18 protein-coding genes are annotated in these 18519 nt (G+C 40.8%); 15 read left to right on the top strand and 3 right to left on the bottom strand.

Annotated features, from left to right (window positions below):
* Positions 1-211: 211 nt before the first annotated feature.
* The 10 genes from lon (at position 212) to CLNEO_RS10250 (ending at position 9072) form a co-directional block, all read left to right on the top strand.
* On the top strand, positions 212-2554 hold the full coding sequence (lon, locus tag CLNEO_RS10290) for an endopeptidase La (protein WP_066088335.1): 2343 nt from the start codon (positions 212-214) through the stop codon (positions 2552-2554).
* On the top strand, positions 2545-3129 hold the full coding sequence (gene yihA, locus CLNEO_RS10285) for a ribosome biogenesis GTP-binding protein YihA/YsxC (protein WP_066088332.1): 585 nt from the start codon (positions 2545-2547) through the stop codon (positions 3127-3129). The genes lon and yihA overlap by 10 nt, the downstream gene beginning before the upstream one ends.
* A 146-nt stretch (positions 3130-3275) precedes the next feature.
* Complete coding sequence (locus CLNEO_RS10280) at positions 3276-3803, top strand: hypothetical protein (RefSeq protein ID WP_066088330.1); 528 nt, start codon at positions 3276-3278, stop codon at positions 3801-3803.
* Positions 3804-4034: 231 nt separating this feature from the next.
* Positions 4035-4874, top strand: coding sequence for a DegV family protein (locus CLNEO_RS10275; protein WP_066088327.1), 840 nt, complete (start codon positions 4035-4037; stop codon positions 4872-4874).
* Positions 4875-5027: 153 nt separating this feature from the next.
* Positions 5028-6197, top strand: a complete 1170-nt coding sequence (locus CLNEO_RS10270; protein WP_066088573.1) for an alanyl-tRNA editing protein — start codon at positions 5028-5030, stop codon at positions 6195-6197.
* An 87-nt stretch (positions 6198-6284) separates the two neighbouring features.
* The gene (locus CLNEO_RS16435; RefSeq protein ID WP_278276627.1) at positions 6285-6419 is read left to right on the top strand and encodes a hypothetical protein; all 135 of its coding nucleotides are present in this window, start codon (positions 6285-6287) and stop codon (positions 6417-6419) included.
* Positions 6391-7641: an aminopeptidase P family protein gene (locus tag CLNEO_RS10265; RefSeq protein WP_066088571.1), complete on the top strand. Its 1251-nt coding sequence runs from the start codon at positions 6391-6393 to the stop codon at positions 7639-7641. The genes CLNEO_RS16435 and CLNEO_RS10265 overlap by 29 nt, the downstream gene beginning before the upstream one ends.
* The gene (locus tag CLNEO_RS10260) at positions 7638-8354 is read left to right on the top strand and encodes a DUF2161 domain-containing phosphodiesterase (protein ID WP_066088324.1); all 717 of its coding nucleotides are present in this window, start codon (positions 7638-7640) and stop codon (positions 8352-8354) included. The genes CLNEO_RS10265 and CLNEO_RS10260 overlap by 4 nt, the downstream gene beginning before the upstream one ends.
* Entirely contained in the window at positions 8351-8725 is a 375-nt protein-coding gene (locus tag CLNEO_RS10255) for a YccF domain-containing protein (RefSeq protein ID WP_066088321.1), read from the top strand. The genes CLNEO_RS10260 and CLNEO_RS10255 overlap by 4 nt, the downstream gene beginning before the upstream one ends.
* A 26-nt stretch (positions 8726-8751) precedes the next feature.
* Positions 8752-9072 (top strand): putative heavy metal-binding protein, encoded by a 321-nt coding sequence (locus CLNEO_RS10250; RefSeq protein WP_066088318.1) that lies wholly within the window; start codon positions 8752-8754, stop codon positions 9070-9072.
* Between the two features lie 525 nt (positions 9073-9597).
* On the opposite strand, the gene CLNEO_RS10245 is transcribed toward CLNEO_RS10250, so the two are convergent.
* Complete coding sequence (locus CLNEO_RS10245; protein ID WP_066088315.1) at positions 9598-10059, bottom strand: DUF6773 family protein; 462 nt, start codon at positions 10057-10059, stop codon at positions 9598-9600.
* Entirely contained in the window at positions 10040-10261 is a 222-nt protein-coding gene (locus CLNEO_RS10240) for a helix-turn-helix transcriptional regulator (RefSeq protein WP_066088312.1), read from the bottom strand. The genes CLNEO_RS10245 and CLNEO_RS10240 overlap by 20 nt, the downstream gene beginning before the upstream one ends.
* Positions 10262-10607: 346 nt before the next feature.
* Between CLNEO_RS10240 and CLNEO_RS10235 the strand changes: the two genes are divergently transcribed.
* Together CLNEO_RS10235 and dpaL are read left to right on the top strand one after the other, a co-directional pair.
* On the top strand, positions 10608-11900 hold the full coding sequence (locus CLNEO_RS10235) for a hypothetical protein (RefSeq protein WP_066088309.1): 1293 nt from the start codon (positions 10608-10610) through the stop codon (positions 11898-11900).
* A gap of 150 nt (positions 11901-12050) precedes the next feature.
* Positions 12051-13250: a diaminopropionate ammonia-lyase gene (gene dpaL, locus CLNEO_RS10230; protein WP_066088306.1), complete on the top strand. Its 1200-nt coding sequence runs from the start codon at positions 12051-12053 to the stop codon at positions 13248-13250.
* Between the two features lie 308 nt (positions 13251-13558).
* Here the strand turns inward: dpaL and CLNEO_RS10225 are convergent, their stop codons facing one another.
* Entirely contained in the window at positions 13559-15433 is a 1875-nt protein-coding gene (locus tag CLNEO_RS10225; protein ID WP_066088304.1) for an LTA synthase family protein, read from the bottom strand.
* Between the two features lie 130 nt (positions 15434-15563).
* Between CLNEO_RS10225 and hemW the strand changes: the two genes are divergently transcribed.
* The 3 genes from hemW to grpE all read left to right on the top strand — a co-directional run bounded on the left by hemW (position 15564) and on the right by grpE (position 18501).
* On the top strand, positions 15564-16709 hold the full coding sequence (gene hemW, locus CLNEO_RS10220) for a radical SAM family heme chaperone HemW (protein WP_066088301.1): 1146 nt from the start codon (positions 15564-15566) through the stop codon (positions 16707-16709).
* A 146-nt stretch (positions 16710-16855) separates the two neighbouring features.
* Positions 16856-17902 carry a heat-inducible transcriptional repressor HrcA gene (hrcA, locus tag CLNEO_RS10215; protein WP_066088298.1) on the top strand — a complete coding sequence of 349 codons (1047 nt, stop codon included), beginning with the start codon at positions 16856-16858 and terminating at the stop codon, positions 17900-17902.
* A 17-nt stretch (positions 17903-17919) separates the two neighbouring features.
* Positions 17920-18501: a nucleotide exchange factor GrpE gene (gene grpE, locus CLNEO_RS10210; protein WP_066088295.1), complete on the top strand. Its 582-nt coding sequence runs from the start codon at positions 17920-17922 to the stop codon at positions 18499-18501.
* Positions 18502-18519: the final 18 nt, after the last annotated feature.

Genomic DNA, 18519 nt, shown 5'->3' with positions numbered 1-18519 from the left:
TTACGTTGGCTTTCTTTTATTTTGCAAGAAAGATACTTTCATGAAAGGCTTTTGCTAAGATTAGATGATTTAAGTAAACATAAAATGTGCAAGGAAGCGCTGGATGAGAATAAGGAACAAGCTGAATGATGATTCCTATTCCTTTCACAGTGCTCCGCGTATTGTTGAAATAGGATACCCTTGAATAATATTTGAAAATAGAGGTGGAAGAATGGAGAAAAAGCAGACGGTCAAAGTACCTATGATCGCGCTTAGGGGATTAACGGTTTTCCCGAATATGGCAGTTAGCTTTCCTGTAAACAGACAGCGGTCGTTAGAGGCTGTGTCCGCGGCAGAAGGCAATGGAGGGAAAGTTTTTTTGGTGGCGCAGATTAACCCGGGAACGCCTGATCCTGAGCAGAAGGATTTATATGAAATTGGTACTTTATGCACAATTAAGCAAGTATTAAAGCTTCCCGGAAATGTTACTCACGTTATTGTTGAGGGAGAACAAAGGGGAAAGCTGGAAGATATTTGGATGAAGTCTTCAACTGACTTTGCGGAGATTACATTTTTAGAGCAGGATTTCGCTGATGAGCCCGATGATTATTTGAAGGCATATATGCGGGTGGTTATGGAAAGCTATGAGGAATATACTAAATATATACCCAATAGCACTGCTGCTGATCTTTTAAGCAGCGTAACAGCTGCTGCAAAGCCCGGAAAATTAGCCGATATTATTGCTGCGGGACTTGAGATTTCTTTTAACAGAAAACAGAAGATTCTTGAAATACTGAATCCCCTTGAGCGTTTGGAAGCAGTATTTGAAGTGATGCAAAGTGAAAAGCAGATTTTAAGCATAAAAAAGGAAATCGAAAGCAAAACAAAAGCTCGTATCGAGCAAAATCAAAGAGAGTATTATCTTAGAGAGGAAATGAAGGTAATTCAAGAGGAGCTGGGGGATAAAGACGGAATTGGTGCGGATGCGGCGAAGTATCGTAAGCAGCTGGAGGAAAAAAATCCTCCGGAAGCGGTGCAGCAGGCTGTGGAAAAAGAAATTGCACGTATGTTGAGAATTCCTGTGACTTCTCCTGAATCAAATGTTTCCAGAAGTTATATTGAAACATTATTGAGTTTGCCTTGGTGCGAGATGACAGAAGATGGCTTTGACTTGGCAAAGGCGGAGCGAATATTAAACGAGGAGCATTACGGGCTGGAAAAGGTGAAGGATCGTATTTTGGAATATTTGGCGGTACGCAAAATGGTTCCCGAGGAAAGGCCCACCATTCTTTGCTTAGTTGGCCCCCCCGGGGTTGGCAAAACTTCTATTGCGCATTCTGTTGCCAAGGCTTTGGACCGCAAGTACATCAGAATGTCTTTGGGAGGGATCAAGGACGAAGCGGAAATCAGAGGGCATAGAAAAACCTACATTGGCGCAATGCCCGGGCGCATTATTAATGCCATGAAGCAGGCAGCAACCATAAATCCGTTGATGCTTTTAGATGAGATTGATAAGCTGGGTGTTTCCTATAACGGGGATCCATCGGCGGCATTGCTGGAGGTTTTGGACGGGGAGCAGAACAGTACCTTTCGAGATCATTTTATTGAAATTCCATATGATCTTTCCAAGGTTCTTTTTATGTGCACTGCCAATAGTTTAGATACCATTCCCAAGCCCCTATTAGACAGAATGGAGATAATTCAACTTGGCAGCTATACAGCCCAGGAAAAGCTGCATATTGCCAAGGAGCATTTGATTGGCAAGCAGCGGCAGCAAAATGGGTTGACTGCAGCTGAAATTAAGTTTCGTGACGATGCCGTTGAGGCGATTATTGATGGCTACACAAGAGAGGCCGGCGTTAGACAGCTGGAACGAGTTATCGGCCAGGTTTGCAGAAAAACGGCAAAGTCAATTTTAAGCGGTGAGAAAAAAACTGCAACTGTTTCTGTGAATAATTTGGAAAGCATACTGGGAAAAAGAAAATATTTTAAAGATGCCATTTATAAAGAACCACAGGTGGGGATTGTTCGTGGCCTGGCTTGGACAGCGGCAGGAGGAACCACGCTTTCCATAGAGGTGAATATTTTAGATGGAGATGGTAAATTTAAACTTACAGGAAATATTGGAAAGGTAATGACGGAATCGGCGGAAACGGCGATCAGCTACATCCGTTCTCAAGCAAAGGAATTTGGACTTCCTGCCGATTATTATAAACAAAAGGATATTCATATACATATTCCGGAAGGGGCAACACCCAAGGATGGTCCTTCTGCGGGAATTACCATGGCAACTGCCATGCTTTCAGCTTTAACAGGCCGAGAAGTGTATAATGATGTTGCCATGACAGGAGAGGTTACCATTCGGGGAAGAGTGCTCCCCATTGGGGGATTACAAGAAAAGGTTCTTGCGGCTAAAAAAGTTGGTATCAAAACTGTAATTTTGCCTTGGGAGAACGAGAAGGATTTAGCGGAAATCAGCGAGGAAATAAAAGAGGGAATGAAATTTATATTAGCGAAAACCATGCAGGATGTACTTAAGACAGCAATGGTGAAGGGTGTGGATCTATGGAAGTAAGGGAAACTTCATTAGCGGCAATTGGAACGAATTTTTCGCATTATCCCGTGGATGGAAGGGCAGAAGTTGCCTTTGTAGGCAAGTCGAACGTGGGAAAATCAACGTTGATTAACGCAATGATAGGGCGTAAGGCGTTGGCCAGAACCAGCTCTAATCCTGGTAAGACAAGAACCATTAATTTTTACGATGTAAACGGTCAAATGTATGTTGTGGACTTACCTGGTTACGGCTATGCCAAGGCACCAAAAACGGAAATTGAAAAATGGGGTAAAATGATAGAAGAATATTTGGAGAAAAGGCAAGAGCTAAGGGCAATTATTCTCTTAATTGATATTCGTCATGAGCCTGGGAAAAATGACGTTATGATGTATGAGTGGTTAAAGCATTATGGCTATGACATCATTATCGTTGCTACAAAGTCTGACAAGTTAAATAGAAGCCAAGTTCCTAAGCATTTATCTGTGATTCGTAAAACCTTTGGGCTAGGCCCTGAGGAGGTTTTGATCCCTTTTTCGGGAGAGAAAAAAATTGGCGTGGACGAGCTTTGGGCAGTCATTGAAAAGTTGCTTGTTTAAAATTGAAGCACTTGCATATCACCATTTGCAGGTGCTTTTTTAATATTTATAAAATCTTAAAAAAGAGTGAAAAAAAACCAAATAATAATTCGCTATACTATATACAAACAAGAAGAAATCATAGAAGATTTATTGGAGGTATTATAATGAAAAATAAAAAATCGGGGTTTTTAACATTTTGCTGCTCACTTGTTCCGGGGGCAGGGGAAATGTACCTAGGGCTTTATAAGCAGGGAATTAGTCTAATGTTACTGTTTTTTGGCATTGGAGCCTTTGCCGCTTGGTCAGGGTTGGAGGTGCTTTTGGCAATTGCACCTGTGATTTGGTTTTTTAGCTTTTTTCACACCCACAATTTACGAAACATGTCAGAAGAAGAATTTTTGCGACAGGAGGATCGATACTTGTTTTTTCAGGGAACAGATTTTTCAAATGCAGATGAATTCTTCACAAAAAACAGAAAAATCATAGCAGCCATTTTAATACTTCTTGGAATTTGTATGGTTTCTCAAATTATCATGAATCTATTAGATCCGTTTTTTAACAGCTTATACTGGAGTTTTGTATGGCGTTTGAACCGTAACGCTCCAAGAGTTATTGTAGCTGTAGCGGTTATTTTTGCCGGAGTACAAATTTTGAAAGGCAATTTGCCAAAGGAAAAAGAAATAACAGAATAATCAAAAAAGGAATACTTTTTTTAGGTCTTGAAATGATAACATCAAGGCCTTTTTTATATTAGTTTGTGCATGCTTTTATAAAATGGTATAATAAAACAAATAAGCAGATGAAACATTTTTTAATATAATATTAGTACTTATAAAAAACAGTTGACGTAGTATTTGAAACTATTATAATAAGAGTAAGATTATTTTTTTGAATTTTACCGTTTTTTAAAAGGAGGAAGATAAATGGTACAAATTATTACGGACAGCACTTGTGACATTTCTCACCAAAGGTTAGAGGACATTGGCGTTGTATGCGTACCTTTAACGGTGCACTTTGGAGAAAAGACTTTCATAGATGGTGAAAACCTTACGGCCAAAGAGTTTTATGAATATCTAAGGACAGATTCAGAAATTCCAACAACAGCACAGCCTACACCCCATTCTTTTCAGGAGGCTTTTCAAACAGCCTTAGACAAGGGAGATGAAGTTGTGTGCATATTAATTAGCGGGAAATTAAGCGGTACAGTTCAATCTGCTCATATCGCCAAGGATGCCCTGGGTAGTGATAAAATTTGGATTGTTGATACAAATCAAGTTTGCACTTCTTTGGGATTGCTGGTGGAAATTGCCGCGAAAAGGGTCAAAGAAGGGGCAACAGCCAAAGAGCTGTACCATGAAATTACGGAATTGTCTAGCAGGGCAAAGATATATGCTGCGATTGAAACCTTAAAATATCTTAGAAAAGGTGGTCGTTTATCAGGAACTGCAGCAATTGTGGGAACCATGCTCAACCTACATCCCATTGTGACAGTGCAGGATGGGTTAGTGCTAAATACAGCAAAAGCCAAGGGCAAGAAAAAAATGATCTCTATTCTCAAAGATCTTGCAAAAGCAGATGGTGTGGATGAAAGCTATCCCTTTATGTTTTGTCATGGCGCGGCGGAGGAAAATTTAGAATTGGCGAGAGAGTGTTTTGCCGAAGATTACGATATTTCTAATGGTTTTACAGGAACGGTTGGGCCAGTGGTAGGAACATATTCAGGGCCAGGTATTGTTGCCATTGGTTTTATTATAAAAAAATAAATTGAGTTTTTATATGCAGGCATTGTTTCATGGGACAGTGCCTGTTTTAATTTGGAGAGATAATCCCAAGGAAGCTGAGCCGCGTAAAGCACAAGCTTTTCTTAGAAAGTAAAGAGTGATATACTGGGAGAAAGTACAATGGGAGGCGAAAAAATGACGGAAAAATTATACTATAAAAATGCATATAAAACGAAATTTAGAGCAACTGTACTTTCTTGCGAAAAAGGCAAGGATGACGAGTATCATATTATTTTGGATAAAACCCTATTCTATCCCGAGGGAGGTGGACAGCCCGGTGATAAGGGTATTTTAGGCGGGGCAGCGGTGTTTGATGTCCATGAGAAAAACGGAGAAATTATTCATTATACGCATGGGCCTTTGGCGGTGGGTGTTGAAATGGCCGGAGAAATTGACTGGGCGCATCGTTTTGATTTGATGCAAAATCATTCAGGGGAACATATTATTTCGGGAATTATTTGCAAAAAATATGGTTGTGATAACGTAGGCTTTCATATGGGACGAGAAAGCATTACCATTGACTTTAATACACAAATTCCGGAGGAAGACTTGTCTTGGCTGGAGGAAGAGGCAAATGTAGCTATTTGGGAAAACATACCTATTGAGATTTTTTTTCCTGAAAAAGAGGAATTAGAGGAATTGGAATATCGCAGTAAAAAAGAGCTGACGGGGGAAGTACGTATTGTTAAGGCTGGGGAATACGATTGCTGTGCCTGCTGCGGAACCCATGTAAGGCTTGCCGGAGAAATTGGGATGATTAAGGTGGTTGGTGCGCAGAATTATAAGGGAGGCACGCGTTTGGAGTTACTTTGCGGAAAAAGAGCCTTTGCGTATTTCCAAAAGATTCATTCTGGGGCAAAAGCGGTGGGCAAAGCCCTTTCTGTACAAGAGGAGAAGATCGACAGGGGGGTACAGAAGCTTTTAGATGAAAGGGATCACTATATGCAGGAATTGAAAAAATGGAAATGGGAAGCATTTTTGTATCGCATCGATAAGCTGCCCAAGGATACGGAAAACGTGTTGATTATAGAGGAAGGTTTAAATGGCAAGGATTTGACAGCACTGGCAGATTTGGCGGCAGAGAAAACCGACGGTCGTGCAATGGTAGGAACGCCTTTGGAAACAGGAATTCAATTTGTTTTGGTCAGCCGGAAAAAGGATGCAAAGGCGCTGGCGGAGGCGTTGAAAAAATCCTTTGACTGTAAGGGTGGGGGAAAAGAGGGATCGATACAGGGCAAACTAAACGGTGACAAAATGGAAATCATACATTTTTTTGAAGAAAAGGGCTTTGTTGTAGCAAAATAGTAGTTGACTCAGATTTTTTGAATTTGTAAGGCGAAATTAATTATTGAAGGTATGGAGCGCTGCCCGATTTGTTTGATGGAGGTGCTTTTGAGAGCTTCTAAAAAATTAATAAAATCTTTAAAATTTTATTTGGGATTCTTAGAACTAGAAAAAAAGATTCATGATACTATAAGAGAAAGGTTTGGTATTTCTAATGGAAAATTTTCAAAAGAACAGAGATAAATTACAAGCACGGTTGGCTGAGAACAGTGTTGCCGTAGTTTTTGCGGGGCAGGCGCCTTATAAACGGGGTGACGAGCAGTATCCCTTTTCTCCAGACCGAAATTTTTATTATGTTACGGGGATCGAGGGGGAAAATTGTATTTTTTTTATGGCAAAGACAGCCTTGGAAGTTACGACGACCTTATATATTCCTAGGGATAATGGGATTTTGGCAAAATGGGTGGGGGCAAATATTACAGTGGAGGAAGCAAGGCAAAAATCGGGAATGGAAGCTGTAGAATTTATTGATAGCTTTCGAAAGGATTTTGCTGAATTTATTTTCAAACATAACATTAAAACTATTTATCTGGATTTGGAAAACAGAGATTGGAATGCTCTGCCTTCTGCCGCTTTATCCTTTGCCAAGGAGATAAGGGAGCAGTATCCTGCCGTTTGTATGGAGGATTTATATCCCATTTTCAGCGATTTGCGTCTGATCAAAGAGGATTGGGAATTGGAGCGGATGCGCAAAGCAATGCAAATTACAGAGGAGGGTTTTCTTGCAATGATGGAGAACGCCCGTGGGGGCATGATGGAATACGAAATTGAGGCATACTTCGATTTTGTCCTGACCAAAAGAGGGGTTCGCCAAAAGGCATTTCAAACCATTGCCGCGGCCGGGAAAAGAGGTACAATTCTACATTATGTAGAAAATAATCAAGCTGCCAAGGATGGCGATTTGATTTTGGTGGATGCAGGGGCGCAGGTGGATTGGTACAACGGCGATATCACGCGAACGTTCCCAGTGAGCGGAAAGTTTACCCAGCGGCAAAAAATGGTTTACAATATGGTTTTGGCGGGACACCAAAAGGTGATGGAAGCCATTCGGCCCGACGTGCCTTTTTCTCGTTTAAATCAGGTTTTGAAAGAGCATTATTTCCAGGAATTGAAAAAAATTGGTTTGGTGGACACCATGGAGGAGGTTGCAAAATATTATTACCATGGGGTTAGCCACTATTTGGGGGCAGAAACCCACGATATTGGGCGGTATATGGATCGGAAGCTACAGGCAGGCATGGTTTTGACGGTGGAGCCGGGATTGTATATCGAAGAATGGGAAATTGGGATTCGCATTGAGGATGACGTATTGGTAACGGAGGATGGATGCGAAGTAATGACCAAAAATCTAATTCGTACCGTCACAGAAATTGAGGAATTTATGGCTAAAGGAAGAAAGGCATGAGCTTAAAGGAAACGGATTTATATGAGCCAATTCGAAATTTTTTGGAAAACCAAGGCTTTCGGGTGCAGGCAGAGGTTAGGCATTGCGATATTGCGGCGGTAAAGGACGGTCAAACCCTTATCGTAGAATTGAAAAAGAATTTTTGCTTAAAGCTGGTGTATCAGGCGTTGGAGCGGCAAAGCTTGACGGATCAAGTTTTTGTTGCTATTCCTCGCCCCAAAAGGGGGCAGAGAGAACGTGCATGGAAGGATATGCTTAAGCTTTTAAAGCGGTTGGAGCTGGGATTGATTACCGTTGCTTTGGATAGTCCGTTGCAAATGGTGGATGTGATTTTAGAGCCGTCTGACAGCATGATACGAAAAAATCGAAAAAAACAGGAGCTATTGCTGTCAGAAATTGAGAATCGACAGATGTCAGAGAATGTGGGCGGTATGACACGACGAAAGGTTATGACGGCATATCGAGAAAGAGCCATTGAGCTTTGTTGTATTTTAGAGGAGCTTGGGCAAATTTCGTTGCAGGAGCTACGGGAATTAGGGAAGGACGCCAAGTATGCTGGAATACTACAAAGGAATGTATATCAATGGTTTGAGAGGGTTGATAAGGGCGCATACTGCCTTGCCAAGGCAGGGCGAGAGGCGCTGGTGGATTTGGATTTTGAAAAAGCGGTTTGCTTTTATCGAAAGAAATATAGAAAGGAACGGGAAAAATGAGTGTTTTAGGGAATATTCTTTGGCTGATATTCGGGGGACTTTTTACGGCAATCGGCTGGTTTTTGGCGGGAATTATTTGCTGTATTACAATTATAGGTATACCCATTGGCTTGCAATGCTTTAAGTTTGCCCAAATGGCGTTTTGGCCGTTTGGAACGCAAATTTATTATGGTAATTTAGGTTCGGGATCTATTATTTTAAATGTAATTTGGATTTTATTGTGTGGTATTGAATTGGCAATGGGCTCTTTAGTCATGGGCGTTGCATGCTGTTTGACCATTATTGGGATACCCTTTGGAATTCAGCATTTTAAATTTGCAGGGCTTGCGCTAATGCCCTTTGGCGCACAATTTCGTAGAGTGATTTATTAATAAAAAGAAGAAAAGAGGGAATCAGGATGATTGTAACAACGACAAACAGTATTGAGGGAAAAGAAATCGTATCCTATAAGGGAATTGTTTTTGGCGAGGTAATTGCCGGGGTTAACTTTGTAAAGGATATGATGGCAGGCTTAAGTAATTTTTTTGGTGGAAGATCCGGAACATATGAAGAAGAGTTGATAAACGCAAGAGAACAGGCCATTGCGGAAATGGTAAAAAGAGCCAATGCCATGGGAGCAAATGCCATTGTAGGCGTGGATGTGGATTATGAAGTTTTGGGAGCCGATAACGGAATGCTGATGGTTAGTGTTTCTGGAACGGCAGTAATTTGCAATTAATTTGTTCAATTTTGCTTGAAAAATAAATTTTATTGGGGAAAGGCTAATTCATTGCGTGTGCTTATAAAATGGGTAACGTTTCCAATTGTTTGTTTCAAAAAGCATGTCGATGGTGTTGTTATGCTGGCGTTTTACCTTAGGAATAGAAAAATTCTTTTGATTATTTACGCACCTTTTATTCAATCAGCGTTTCCTAAGGGAAATGTGTTGAAAATTTTATATGCGCAACTAAAATCTAAGGAATTCATTTTAGAGCGTAGGTAAAACTTGGGCATTGTCCAAACCACTTGATTTTTGTTAAAATGAAGACCGAAAAATTTAGCGAAACCCGCATTATAAGCGGGTTTCGGGTGGTCTAAGGGTGCAATGGCAAAGAAGCCACATCTGTCCCAAGGGCAGTTTGGGGGAGCAAAGTGCTGAGGGAAAATGCTTGTGGGTATTTGAAGGAAAAGCCCTCATGGTTTTGCCTTTGAACTGAAAATTTATGGAAATGCTGTTTGGGTTTCAAGGCACTGCATCCCGAAATCATTCTTCGCAATCTGTTTCTATTGTACTGATTTTTTTGTAATAAAACTTCATGGACAGGGTTAAGGCGAAGATGGTTAGTACAAATACCATGAGAAACATAATCCCCCCTGTTATGGCTGAACCAATAAGAAAATGATATTTCAAGTAGGAAGAAACGGAAACAATCAAGCCAGAAACGAGACTTGAAACTAAACTGATGATAAGATTGGTTTTTGCGGTTGGTTTTAGTCTTCTGTCCCAAATTCCATTTTTGATGCAGCTAACGCTTAGGTATATGCAAAGACACATCAGGATAATCCATTCTGCTGCTATGGAACGTATAGCGTATTCATCAAATAAACTTAGTTGAATAAATATTGCGGCAAGAAGGCTCCATATTGCGAACCAACATCCGTTATGTTCGATTTTTAATAACTTATGTTCCTGCATTTCGTCCAAATTATTTTTTGGTAGCTTCATTACTATCATCCTCCCCAAAGAGCTCATCCAAAGATTTCCCAAGAATTTTACAAATTGCGCGGCATAATTTTATAGTGGGGTTATATTCCCCCTGTTCAATGGCATTCATTGTCTGCCTAGAGATACCTACCTTTTCCGCAAGCTGCTTTTGCGTTATATCCAGCTGGGCGCGGGCAACCTTTATTGAAATATTTCTTCCCATGTCATCACCTCTGTGACAAATATTATAATAAAAATTACCATATGTCAAGTATATACGACAAAAACTAAAGTGAATTTTGAAAAAACTAAAACATTCCAAATTTTGGGTAAATATGTTAAAATAAAAGAAAAACAAAGAGAAGAACAACGTAGAAATGAGGGATAATATGAGGCTTACCATTGTTTTTTCTCCATGCAAAGTTATTTTAGATTATGTTTGCATGGAGTAGATATATTTCGAAATGACTTTGCGCTTTTATATTTTATGAAAACCGAAATCGTTACTTTGTCATGCGGATAAATCTGACAGGCATGGTATCTTTATAAAATAAAAGGAGTAAAGTAGAATGAAATATCAAGGTTTTAGTGAAAAATTTGATGCAGTTTTTTTGGCATATCATGAAGTGGATATTACACCGAAAAAAGCAGTGCATACCATTGGCTTTGGTCGTGGGGATGAGGAGTCAAAAGGGGTTTTGCATCGGCTTTTTGCCCAAATTTCTTTATGGAAATACCAAGAAGAAATTTGCTGCCTGGTTACCATTGATCATATTGGTTTTTCCAAGTCCCATGGGGCAGCCTTGCGTAGTGCCATTGGGGATTTATTAGGCGTTGGGATGGAAAAAGTAATGCTTTGTTTCTCTCATACCCATGCCGCACCCAATGATTCCTTAGAGAAGGAATATGCAGAATTTGTGGACGAGGAAATTAAAAAGGCCGTTATTTTGGCACAAAAGCACTGGATTCCCATCAAAGGGGCTTGGGGGAATGCTTACGGCGATATTGGATTGAATCGCAGGGCGGAGAGTAAGGCGCTGGATCGAAGAATTGGTATTTTTAAAGCGGTTGACCCCGAAAGTGGCGCGCTGAAGCTATTGCTTTTGCGATTAACCGCCCATGCGAATGTTTTGAAGGCGGATAATTATTTGATTTCGTCGGATTATGTTGGTGCCGTTCGAGATGCTTTGCAGAAACGGTTTGACTGCCCTGTTATGGTGACGCAAGGTGCATCGGGTAATGTGGCGCCGAAGTTTTTTTCTTCTGTGTTGACACCGCCGGATGCAAGTGATGCACGGTTCGTACGCGCTGAAAATGCATTAAGTCTTATGGCTGAAGAGGTTTTGGGGCAGGTTGAAAAGGTGATTGATTCCATACAGCCTATTGATTTAAGAAGGTTGAAAATGTATTCCGCCCATATTGATTTATATGCGGATATTTTAGACTATAAACGGGCAGTGGAAATTGTCCAGGAGGCAAAGCAATATGCGGGAATTGACGGGACTTTGTGGCTGGCGGAGGTTCGTCGGTTGCAAACAGAGGGTATAAAAACCCAAAGGGACACCGCAGAAATGCAGTATTTTTCTATGGGAAACGGCTGTTTATGCGGTGTGGCAAATGAAATTATGTGCGAATTTGCTTTGCGGGCGCAGGAGTTGACGGGGAACCAATATTTTTATTTTGGGGGATATACCAATAGCTGCGGCGGGTATTTCCCTACGGAAGAAGAGTATGACAAGGGTGGATATGAGGTCTATTGGTGCATGCTGATTTTTTATATCTACTATGGGAGGGTATTTCCTTTAAACCGAAACGCTAGTACTTTGCTAATTCAAGCAGTGGTTGAGAATATATTGATTTAAAAAAATTTTCAAGAAATAATTGGCATCACAAAATGGCACGGCTTTTTAAAGGCTGTGCCGTTTTGTGTATTATAGCATGGCATCTTGCGAAAAAAAGAAGGCGTTAGTATACTGAAAGGAAAATACAAATTTGTTCAAGGAGAGGTTAGGATGAAAGAGAAATTCAAGCTTGTGCAATATGATAGAGAGGGTAGGCAAAAGGCGGATTTATCCAATTTTAGCATGGAGAATGCAAGAAAGGTTCAGGCTTTTCACAGCAGTTTTTCTGCATACCAAAAAACACCTTTGGTTTCTTTAAAAAATACGGCCAGAGATATGGGACTGGGGAATATTTATATTAAGGACGAGTCGTTTCGCTTTGGATTGAATGCCTTTAAGGTTTTAGGGGGCAGTTTTGCCATAGGAAATTACCTTGCAAAAAAAATGAAGCAAAGCATAGAAGATTTTACATACAACGCGTTAACTTCCCAAGAAACAAGGCAGCGCTTGGGCGAAATGACCTTTGTGACAGCAACAGATGGGAATCACGGCAGAGGGGTCGCTTGGACTGCAAGGATGCTCAAACAAAATGCTGTGGTATACATGCCAAAGGGCAGCGCTAAGGAGCGCCTGGAAAATATTTTGGCGGAGGGGGCGGAGGCAACCATTACAGAGCTGAATTATGATGATGCCGTGCGCTTTGCCCATAGACAGGCGGAAGAAAAAGGCTGGATTATGGTACAGGATACCGCTTGGGAGGGTTATGAGGACATTCCTTTATGGATTATGCAAGGCTATGGAACTATGGCCTATGAGGCTTATACGCAGCTAACGGAAAAACCCACGCATATTTTTTTACAGGCGGGGGTTGGTTCCATGGCGGGGGCGGTTACAGCTTTTTTTGCTGGGCTATACAAAGATGATTGCCCTATCATTACCATTGTTGAGCCAAACAAGGCGGATTGCATTTTTCGTACGGCCAAGGCGAGGGATGGAAGACTGCACTATGTTTCGGGCGCAATGGACACCATTATGGCAGGGTTAGCTTGCGGTGAGCCGTGCAGTATTGGTTGGGAGATTTTGAAAGAATTTGGGGATAACTTTATTTCCTGCCCCGACTATGTGGCGGCACAGGGGATGCGTATTTTGGGGAATCCTAGGAAGGGGGATGAACGAATTATTTCCGGTGAAAGCGGTGCCGCTGCTTTTGGTTGTGTTTCGGAAATTATGAGAAATCCGGCTTTGGGAGAGTGGAAGGAAAAGCTGAAGCTTGATGAAGAGTCAAGGGTTTTATGCTTTAGCACCGAGGGAGATACAGATCGGGCAGGGTATCAGGCAATTGTGTGGGATGGAGCGTTTTGTGGGGATTAAATTAAAACGCAGGTTTAACTTAACTTTAATTTTCGGATGATTTTAGTAGTGAATACTGTTGGAATGTTTTTTTGTTAAGCTTTAAAGCTTGCATTACAGACTACTTAGAAAGGTTTTGCAATATTGTCAGCGATAAATTTAGCAATGAATTGGGAGGAGGGCTTTAGATAGCCCTCTTTTTTCAGAGAAAAGGATACGGCGGAAAAAATACTTCTGAATTTAAATATAGTCTTTCTATGAAAAAACCTATATTTCTTGCCGAATGACTTTGTGCTGGAAAACATAGGTTTTTTGTCTGATAAAAAGGGTTACTTTATTTCCGAAATATAATCTTTACCAATAAGCATATCGTAGGTCATCAGTTCGTGAAGCTCCTCCATTTCTTCCCGCTTGGTTTTATCGGTATTGGGGGAATAAAAATTATAATACTTACTGATAATGGGGGAGGTGTGGTACAAATCCAAAAGGAAATTGGTTTGTATACACTGGGGCGCATCAATATAATCTGCCATCAAGGCAGGCAGAAGATAGGGAGAAATAGATTCCTGATCTGCTAGATATTCCCGCCCTGTATCATAATTTGTAAAAATCAAATAAGGTGTGGAAAACATCGTGTATTTTTCTTCCTCTGTCCATTGGGCAGCGGTGGTGGAGGTAATGGTGTTGGTTGTACTATACGGCTGAAAGTTGTCCCCCAAAGTGGGCAGATGATCACCATACCAAAGGACAATCGTAGGCTTTTTGCGGCTCATAACAAAGTCGTAAATTGTTTTTAAGGCACGATCGGAATTATGAACACCAGTGGCGTAGTTTTCCAAGGTGACAAGCTGCTGGGGGGATAGGCTGTCACCGCTTACTTTGATAATCCGATCTGTTTCGTCGTATTTGTCGTAATACATACTGTGGTTTTCCATGGTGATTGCCATGACAAATACACCTACGTCGTGTGACTGCTCCAATTGATAAATGACTTCTTCGGCAATGGTTTCATCGGTAATGTAGGGACCGCTGTTCCAATGCTGTTCTGCGTGGAGGTCATACTCCCCAAGAAAATCATCAAAGCCCATAAGGGGGTATGCTTTGTTACGGTCATAAAATGTTTTTTGGTAGGTATGCAGACCGATTGCAGCATAGCCCAGGTTCTTGTAGGTTCTGGGAAAGGAAAAAATATTGCTCTTTACATATTGCTGATAGGGGATGTTTCCCGTCGGCAATGCACTGGTGGTCATCCCTGTTAATATTTCAAATTCTGGGCGAACAGTACCGCCACCAAAGGTTGGAGAAATCATTTTTCCACTGGGATTCATTTTGGCGATTTCTCTGAAATTTTCCAGAGGGTCTGGGGAGAAGGTGACACCGTTTAATATCGTTGGATCCCAAAAGGCCTCGGAAAGCACCACTACAATATCTGGATTTTGAAAGGTATCGCCGCTGTTTTCATCGGGCAGGTATTTCTCAAAAGCGTGCTGAATATAGCCCTTGCTGTAATTTTCAGGTTCATTTGTATTTAGGTCGTTAAAGTTTAGGAAAAAGGCGGTTAAAAAACCATGTTCTGCATATAGCTCCGTTTGATCGGCAGATTCATCCAGGGCAATGCCCAAAATGGGGGCAAGTGCTTGATGGACGGAATTGTTTAACCCAAACAAACAAAAAGCAATGAAAAAAAATGGAGAGAGTAAAGCCCGAGATCTCCATTTGATTGGAATTTTTGGGGCTAAAAAGTAAAGAAAAATGCAATAAATTAAGGTGCTGAATAGAATTTCCCAAACAGCCTGGGGAATCACCAGGGCACTTAGAAATTCAGTAAAGCTGGAGGCATTTTGTGCCAAATAAATATCCCAAGGTAAAAAATGAACCTCTAAAATTGTAAATTTAAAATAATCAACCAGGGATAAAATAATAAATATGAGTGCTGTCAGTAACGCCGCAGCGGATAGATTTGGCATGACAAAAGCAAAACACAAAAAAGCAAGCCAAACCAACACAAGGCCAAAAACAAAAGCGCCTGTGTTTGCTGCCAAAAGTGCTTGCAATTGATCTCCATTGCCAAAGGCAAGGTAATTTGCTGCCAAGGTAAGATAAAAAGGAAATAAAATTACAAATATCCATTTTATACTTTTAAGAGCAAGATTACGATTAAAAAAATCAGAGATTTCTTGTTTCATTTCATGAAAAGCATTCATTTGGAAAAGACCTCGCATTTTCAAGATTTTTGTAGAATAATTACATTTCCACAAAGAAAAATTATAGCATAAATATTCCTTTTTTTCAAGGACAGCCTGTGCTATGATGAGGAAAAAGAAAGGATGAGCTATGATGAAAACTATGGGACTTTACGTCCACATTCCCTTTTGTAAGAGAAAATGCTTGTATTGTGATTTTCCTTCCTTTGGGAATATGGAAGATAAATATGAAGCATATGTTTATGCCTTGGAACAAGAAATTGAGGGGAGAGGGCTTGTGTGCGGAAATTGGCAGGTAAGTTCCGTATTTTTTGGCGGAGGGACACCAACGGTACTTTCAAAGGAATTGCTGGAGCGGCTGATGACAAAGATTAAAAACTGTTTTTTGGTTGCAAAGAATGCAGAGATCACCATTGAGGCAAACCCGGGAACGATGGATAGCCAAAAGGCGGAAGCCTTGGTGAAAATGGGGTTTAACCGGCTAAGCATGGGGGTGCAGGCCTGGCAAAACCGCCTGTTATCCACCCTGGGGCGTATTCATACCATAGAGGAGTTTCAGAATAATTTTGAGATTGCAAGAAAGGCCGGATTTGAAAATATCAATGTGGATTTAATGTTTGCTTTGCCTACCCAAACCTTTGAGGATTGGCAGGAAACCTTGGAAAAAATTACGGCGCTGCACCTTGAGCATATCTCTGCATATAGTTTAATTATTGAGGAGGGGACACCTTTTTATGAGGCATTTCAAAAGGGAGAGTTATTGGAAATAGACGAAGAACTAGACCGAAAAATGTATCACTATGCTGTAACTTTTTTGGCTGAAAAGGGTTACCAGCAATACGAAATTTCAAATTTTGCGAAAATTGGAAGGGAAAGCCGACACAATCAAATTTACTGGCAGACAGAGCCGTATTTGGGGCTGGGCTTGGGCGCGCATTCCTATTATAATGGAAATCGTTTTCATAATACCTATGATTTGGAGAAATATATTCTGGCCCATGGGGGAATAGATATATTGGAAGAGGAAAAGGTGGCTGTTTCCCAAAATGATGCTATGGAAGAGTTTATGTTTTTAGGACTGCGCAGAAGGGACGGCGTTTCCTTTGATCAGTTTTTTGAACGTTTTGGGATGAAAATGACAGAGGTTTACGGGAAGGTTATTTCTGATTTCACGGAAAGTGGATTGTTGGCGCAGACAGATGCGGCGATTGCATTGACACGAAAAGGAATCGACCTAAGCAATCGGGTTTTTACGGCGTTTTTATTAGACGAATAAAATGAAGTATATGGATTTTTTTCTGTAAAAATTAAGAGAAAATTTGCAAATTGCGCTTGACATCTATGGTGTCAAGTGCTATCTTATGTATATAAATTAGCACTCGAACTAAGTGAGTGCTAACAAATGGAGAGGAGGCGGCGTAGATGTCGTTGAATGACAGGAAGATTCAAATACTGCAAGCAATTATCAATGACTACATTGAAACGGCTGAACCAGTCGGCTCCAGAACCATTGCAAAGAAATATAACCTTGGTATCAGCTCTGCCACAATCCGTAATGAAATGAGTGATTTGGAGGAGATGGGGTTTATTATGCAGCCTCATGCATCTTCGGGGCGTATTCCCTCTGACATGGGCTACAGGCTTTATGTGGATCACCTTATGAAAAAGCGTGAGCTTAGCTTTGAAGAACAAAGATATTTGCAGGGAATAATTTCCAGAGATATTAGTCAAATTGATTATCTTATGGAGGAAACGGCAAAGGCTCTTTCTGCCTTAACAAACTACACAACCTTTATCTCCGAGCCTGTGGGCCAACGGGCGAGAATCAAGCAAATTCGTTTGCTGCCGTTGGATATGACTTCAGTGCTTTTGGTTATTGTAACAGAAGATAATTTTATGAAGAATCATGTAATGAAGTTGAACAGTATTCCTGATGAGGAAAGAATTTTTGAAATCGGTATGTATTTAAACCGTGCTTTTCAAGGCTGTGCATTACAGCAGATTGATCAAACGGTAATTCGAGAGCTGCAATTTGAGCTGGGGGAATACAAAGGTTTGCTTAAGCCTATTTTAAAGGCATTGCAAATTACAATGCAAGCCGCAGAAAGAGTTCAGGTGCACATGAGTGGGGCAAAAAATATTTTGGCCTTTCCTGAATTTTCTGACATCAGCAAGGCCAAATCCTTATTTCAAACGCTGGAAGAAAAGGATGTTTTGGTTACTTTGCTGGAGGAATGCAAAAGCAATGATTTGCATGTTTTAATCGGCAGTGAGAATACAGTACAAAGTATGAAGGATTGCAGTGTGATTACGGCAACCTATAAGCTTAGCGATGACACAAGAGGTACCATTGGAATTGTAGGGCCTACAAGAATGGATTATTCCCAAGTTATTTCAGTGTTGAATGGGATGGTTCAAAATATTGAGAAGGTGTTGCGAAGCTTGTCGGATAATAATAAAGACGGATAGAGAAAAGAGGGAAATAAGTGGAAGAGAATAAAGATCTTGAAGAAGTGTTGTCAGAAGAAAATGTTAAAAAGCAAGAACAAGCTGAAGGAATAGAGGAAACAGCGCAGGCAGAAGAAGCGTTGGAAGGAGAGGTGGTTGATGAGGCTGCCGAAAAAATTGCAAGGCTGGAGCAGCAAGCAGCGGAGAATTTTGATAAATACCAAAGGTGTATGGCGGAATTTGACAACTTTCGCAAGCGCACGACAAGGGAAAAAGCTTCCTTGTACGATGATGGAGTGAGAGATACTCTGGAAAAACTTTTGATGGTGGTTGATAATCTGGAAAGAGCTGTTGCAGCGCAAGAAGGCAAGGCGGAAGAAAACGACAGCTTCTTTAAGGGCGTGCAAATGACTCTAAAGCAATTTCAGGAGGTTTTACATGGCTTGGGTGTGGAAGAAATTAAAGCTATGGGCGAACAATTCGACCCTAATCTTCATGCGGCGGTTGCCCATGAGGATGATGAAAACTACGGGGAGAATGAAATTATTCTGGAAATGTTAAAGGGCTATAAATATAAAGACAAGGTGATTCGCCATAGTATGGTGAAGGTTGCTAATTAAGAAAAAAATAATCATATT

The organism is Anaerotignum neopropionicum (assembly GCF_001571775.1).
Lineage (GTDB): Bacteria > Bacillota > Clostridia > Lachnospirales > Anaerotignaceae > Chakrabartyella > Chakrabartyella neopropionicum.
The sequence above is the reverse complement of the archived record's forward strand: the minus strand, read 5'-3'. Positions and strand labels throughout refer to the sequence as shown.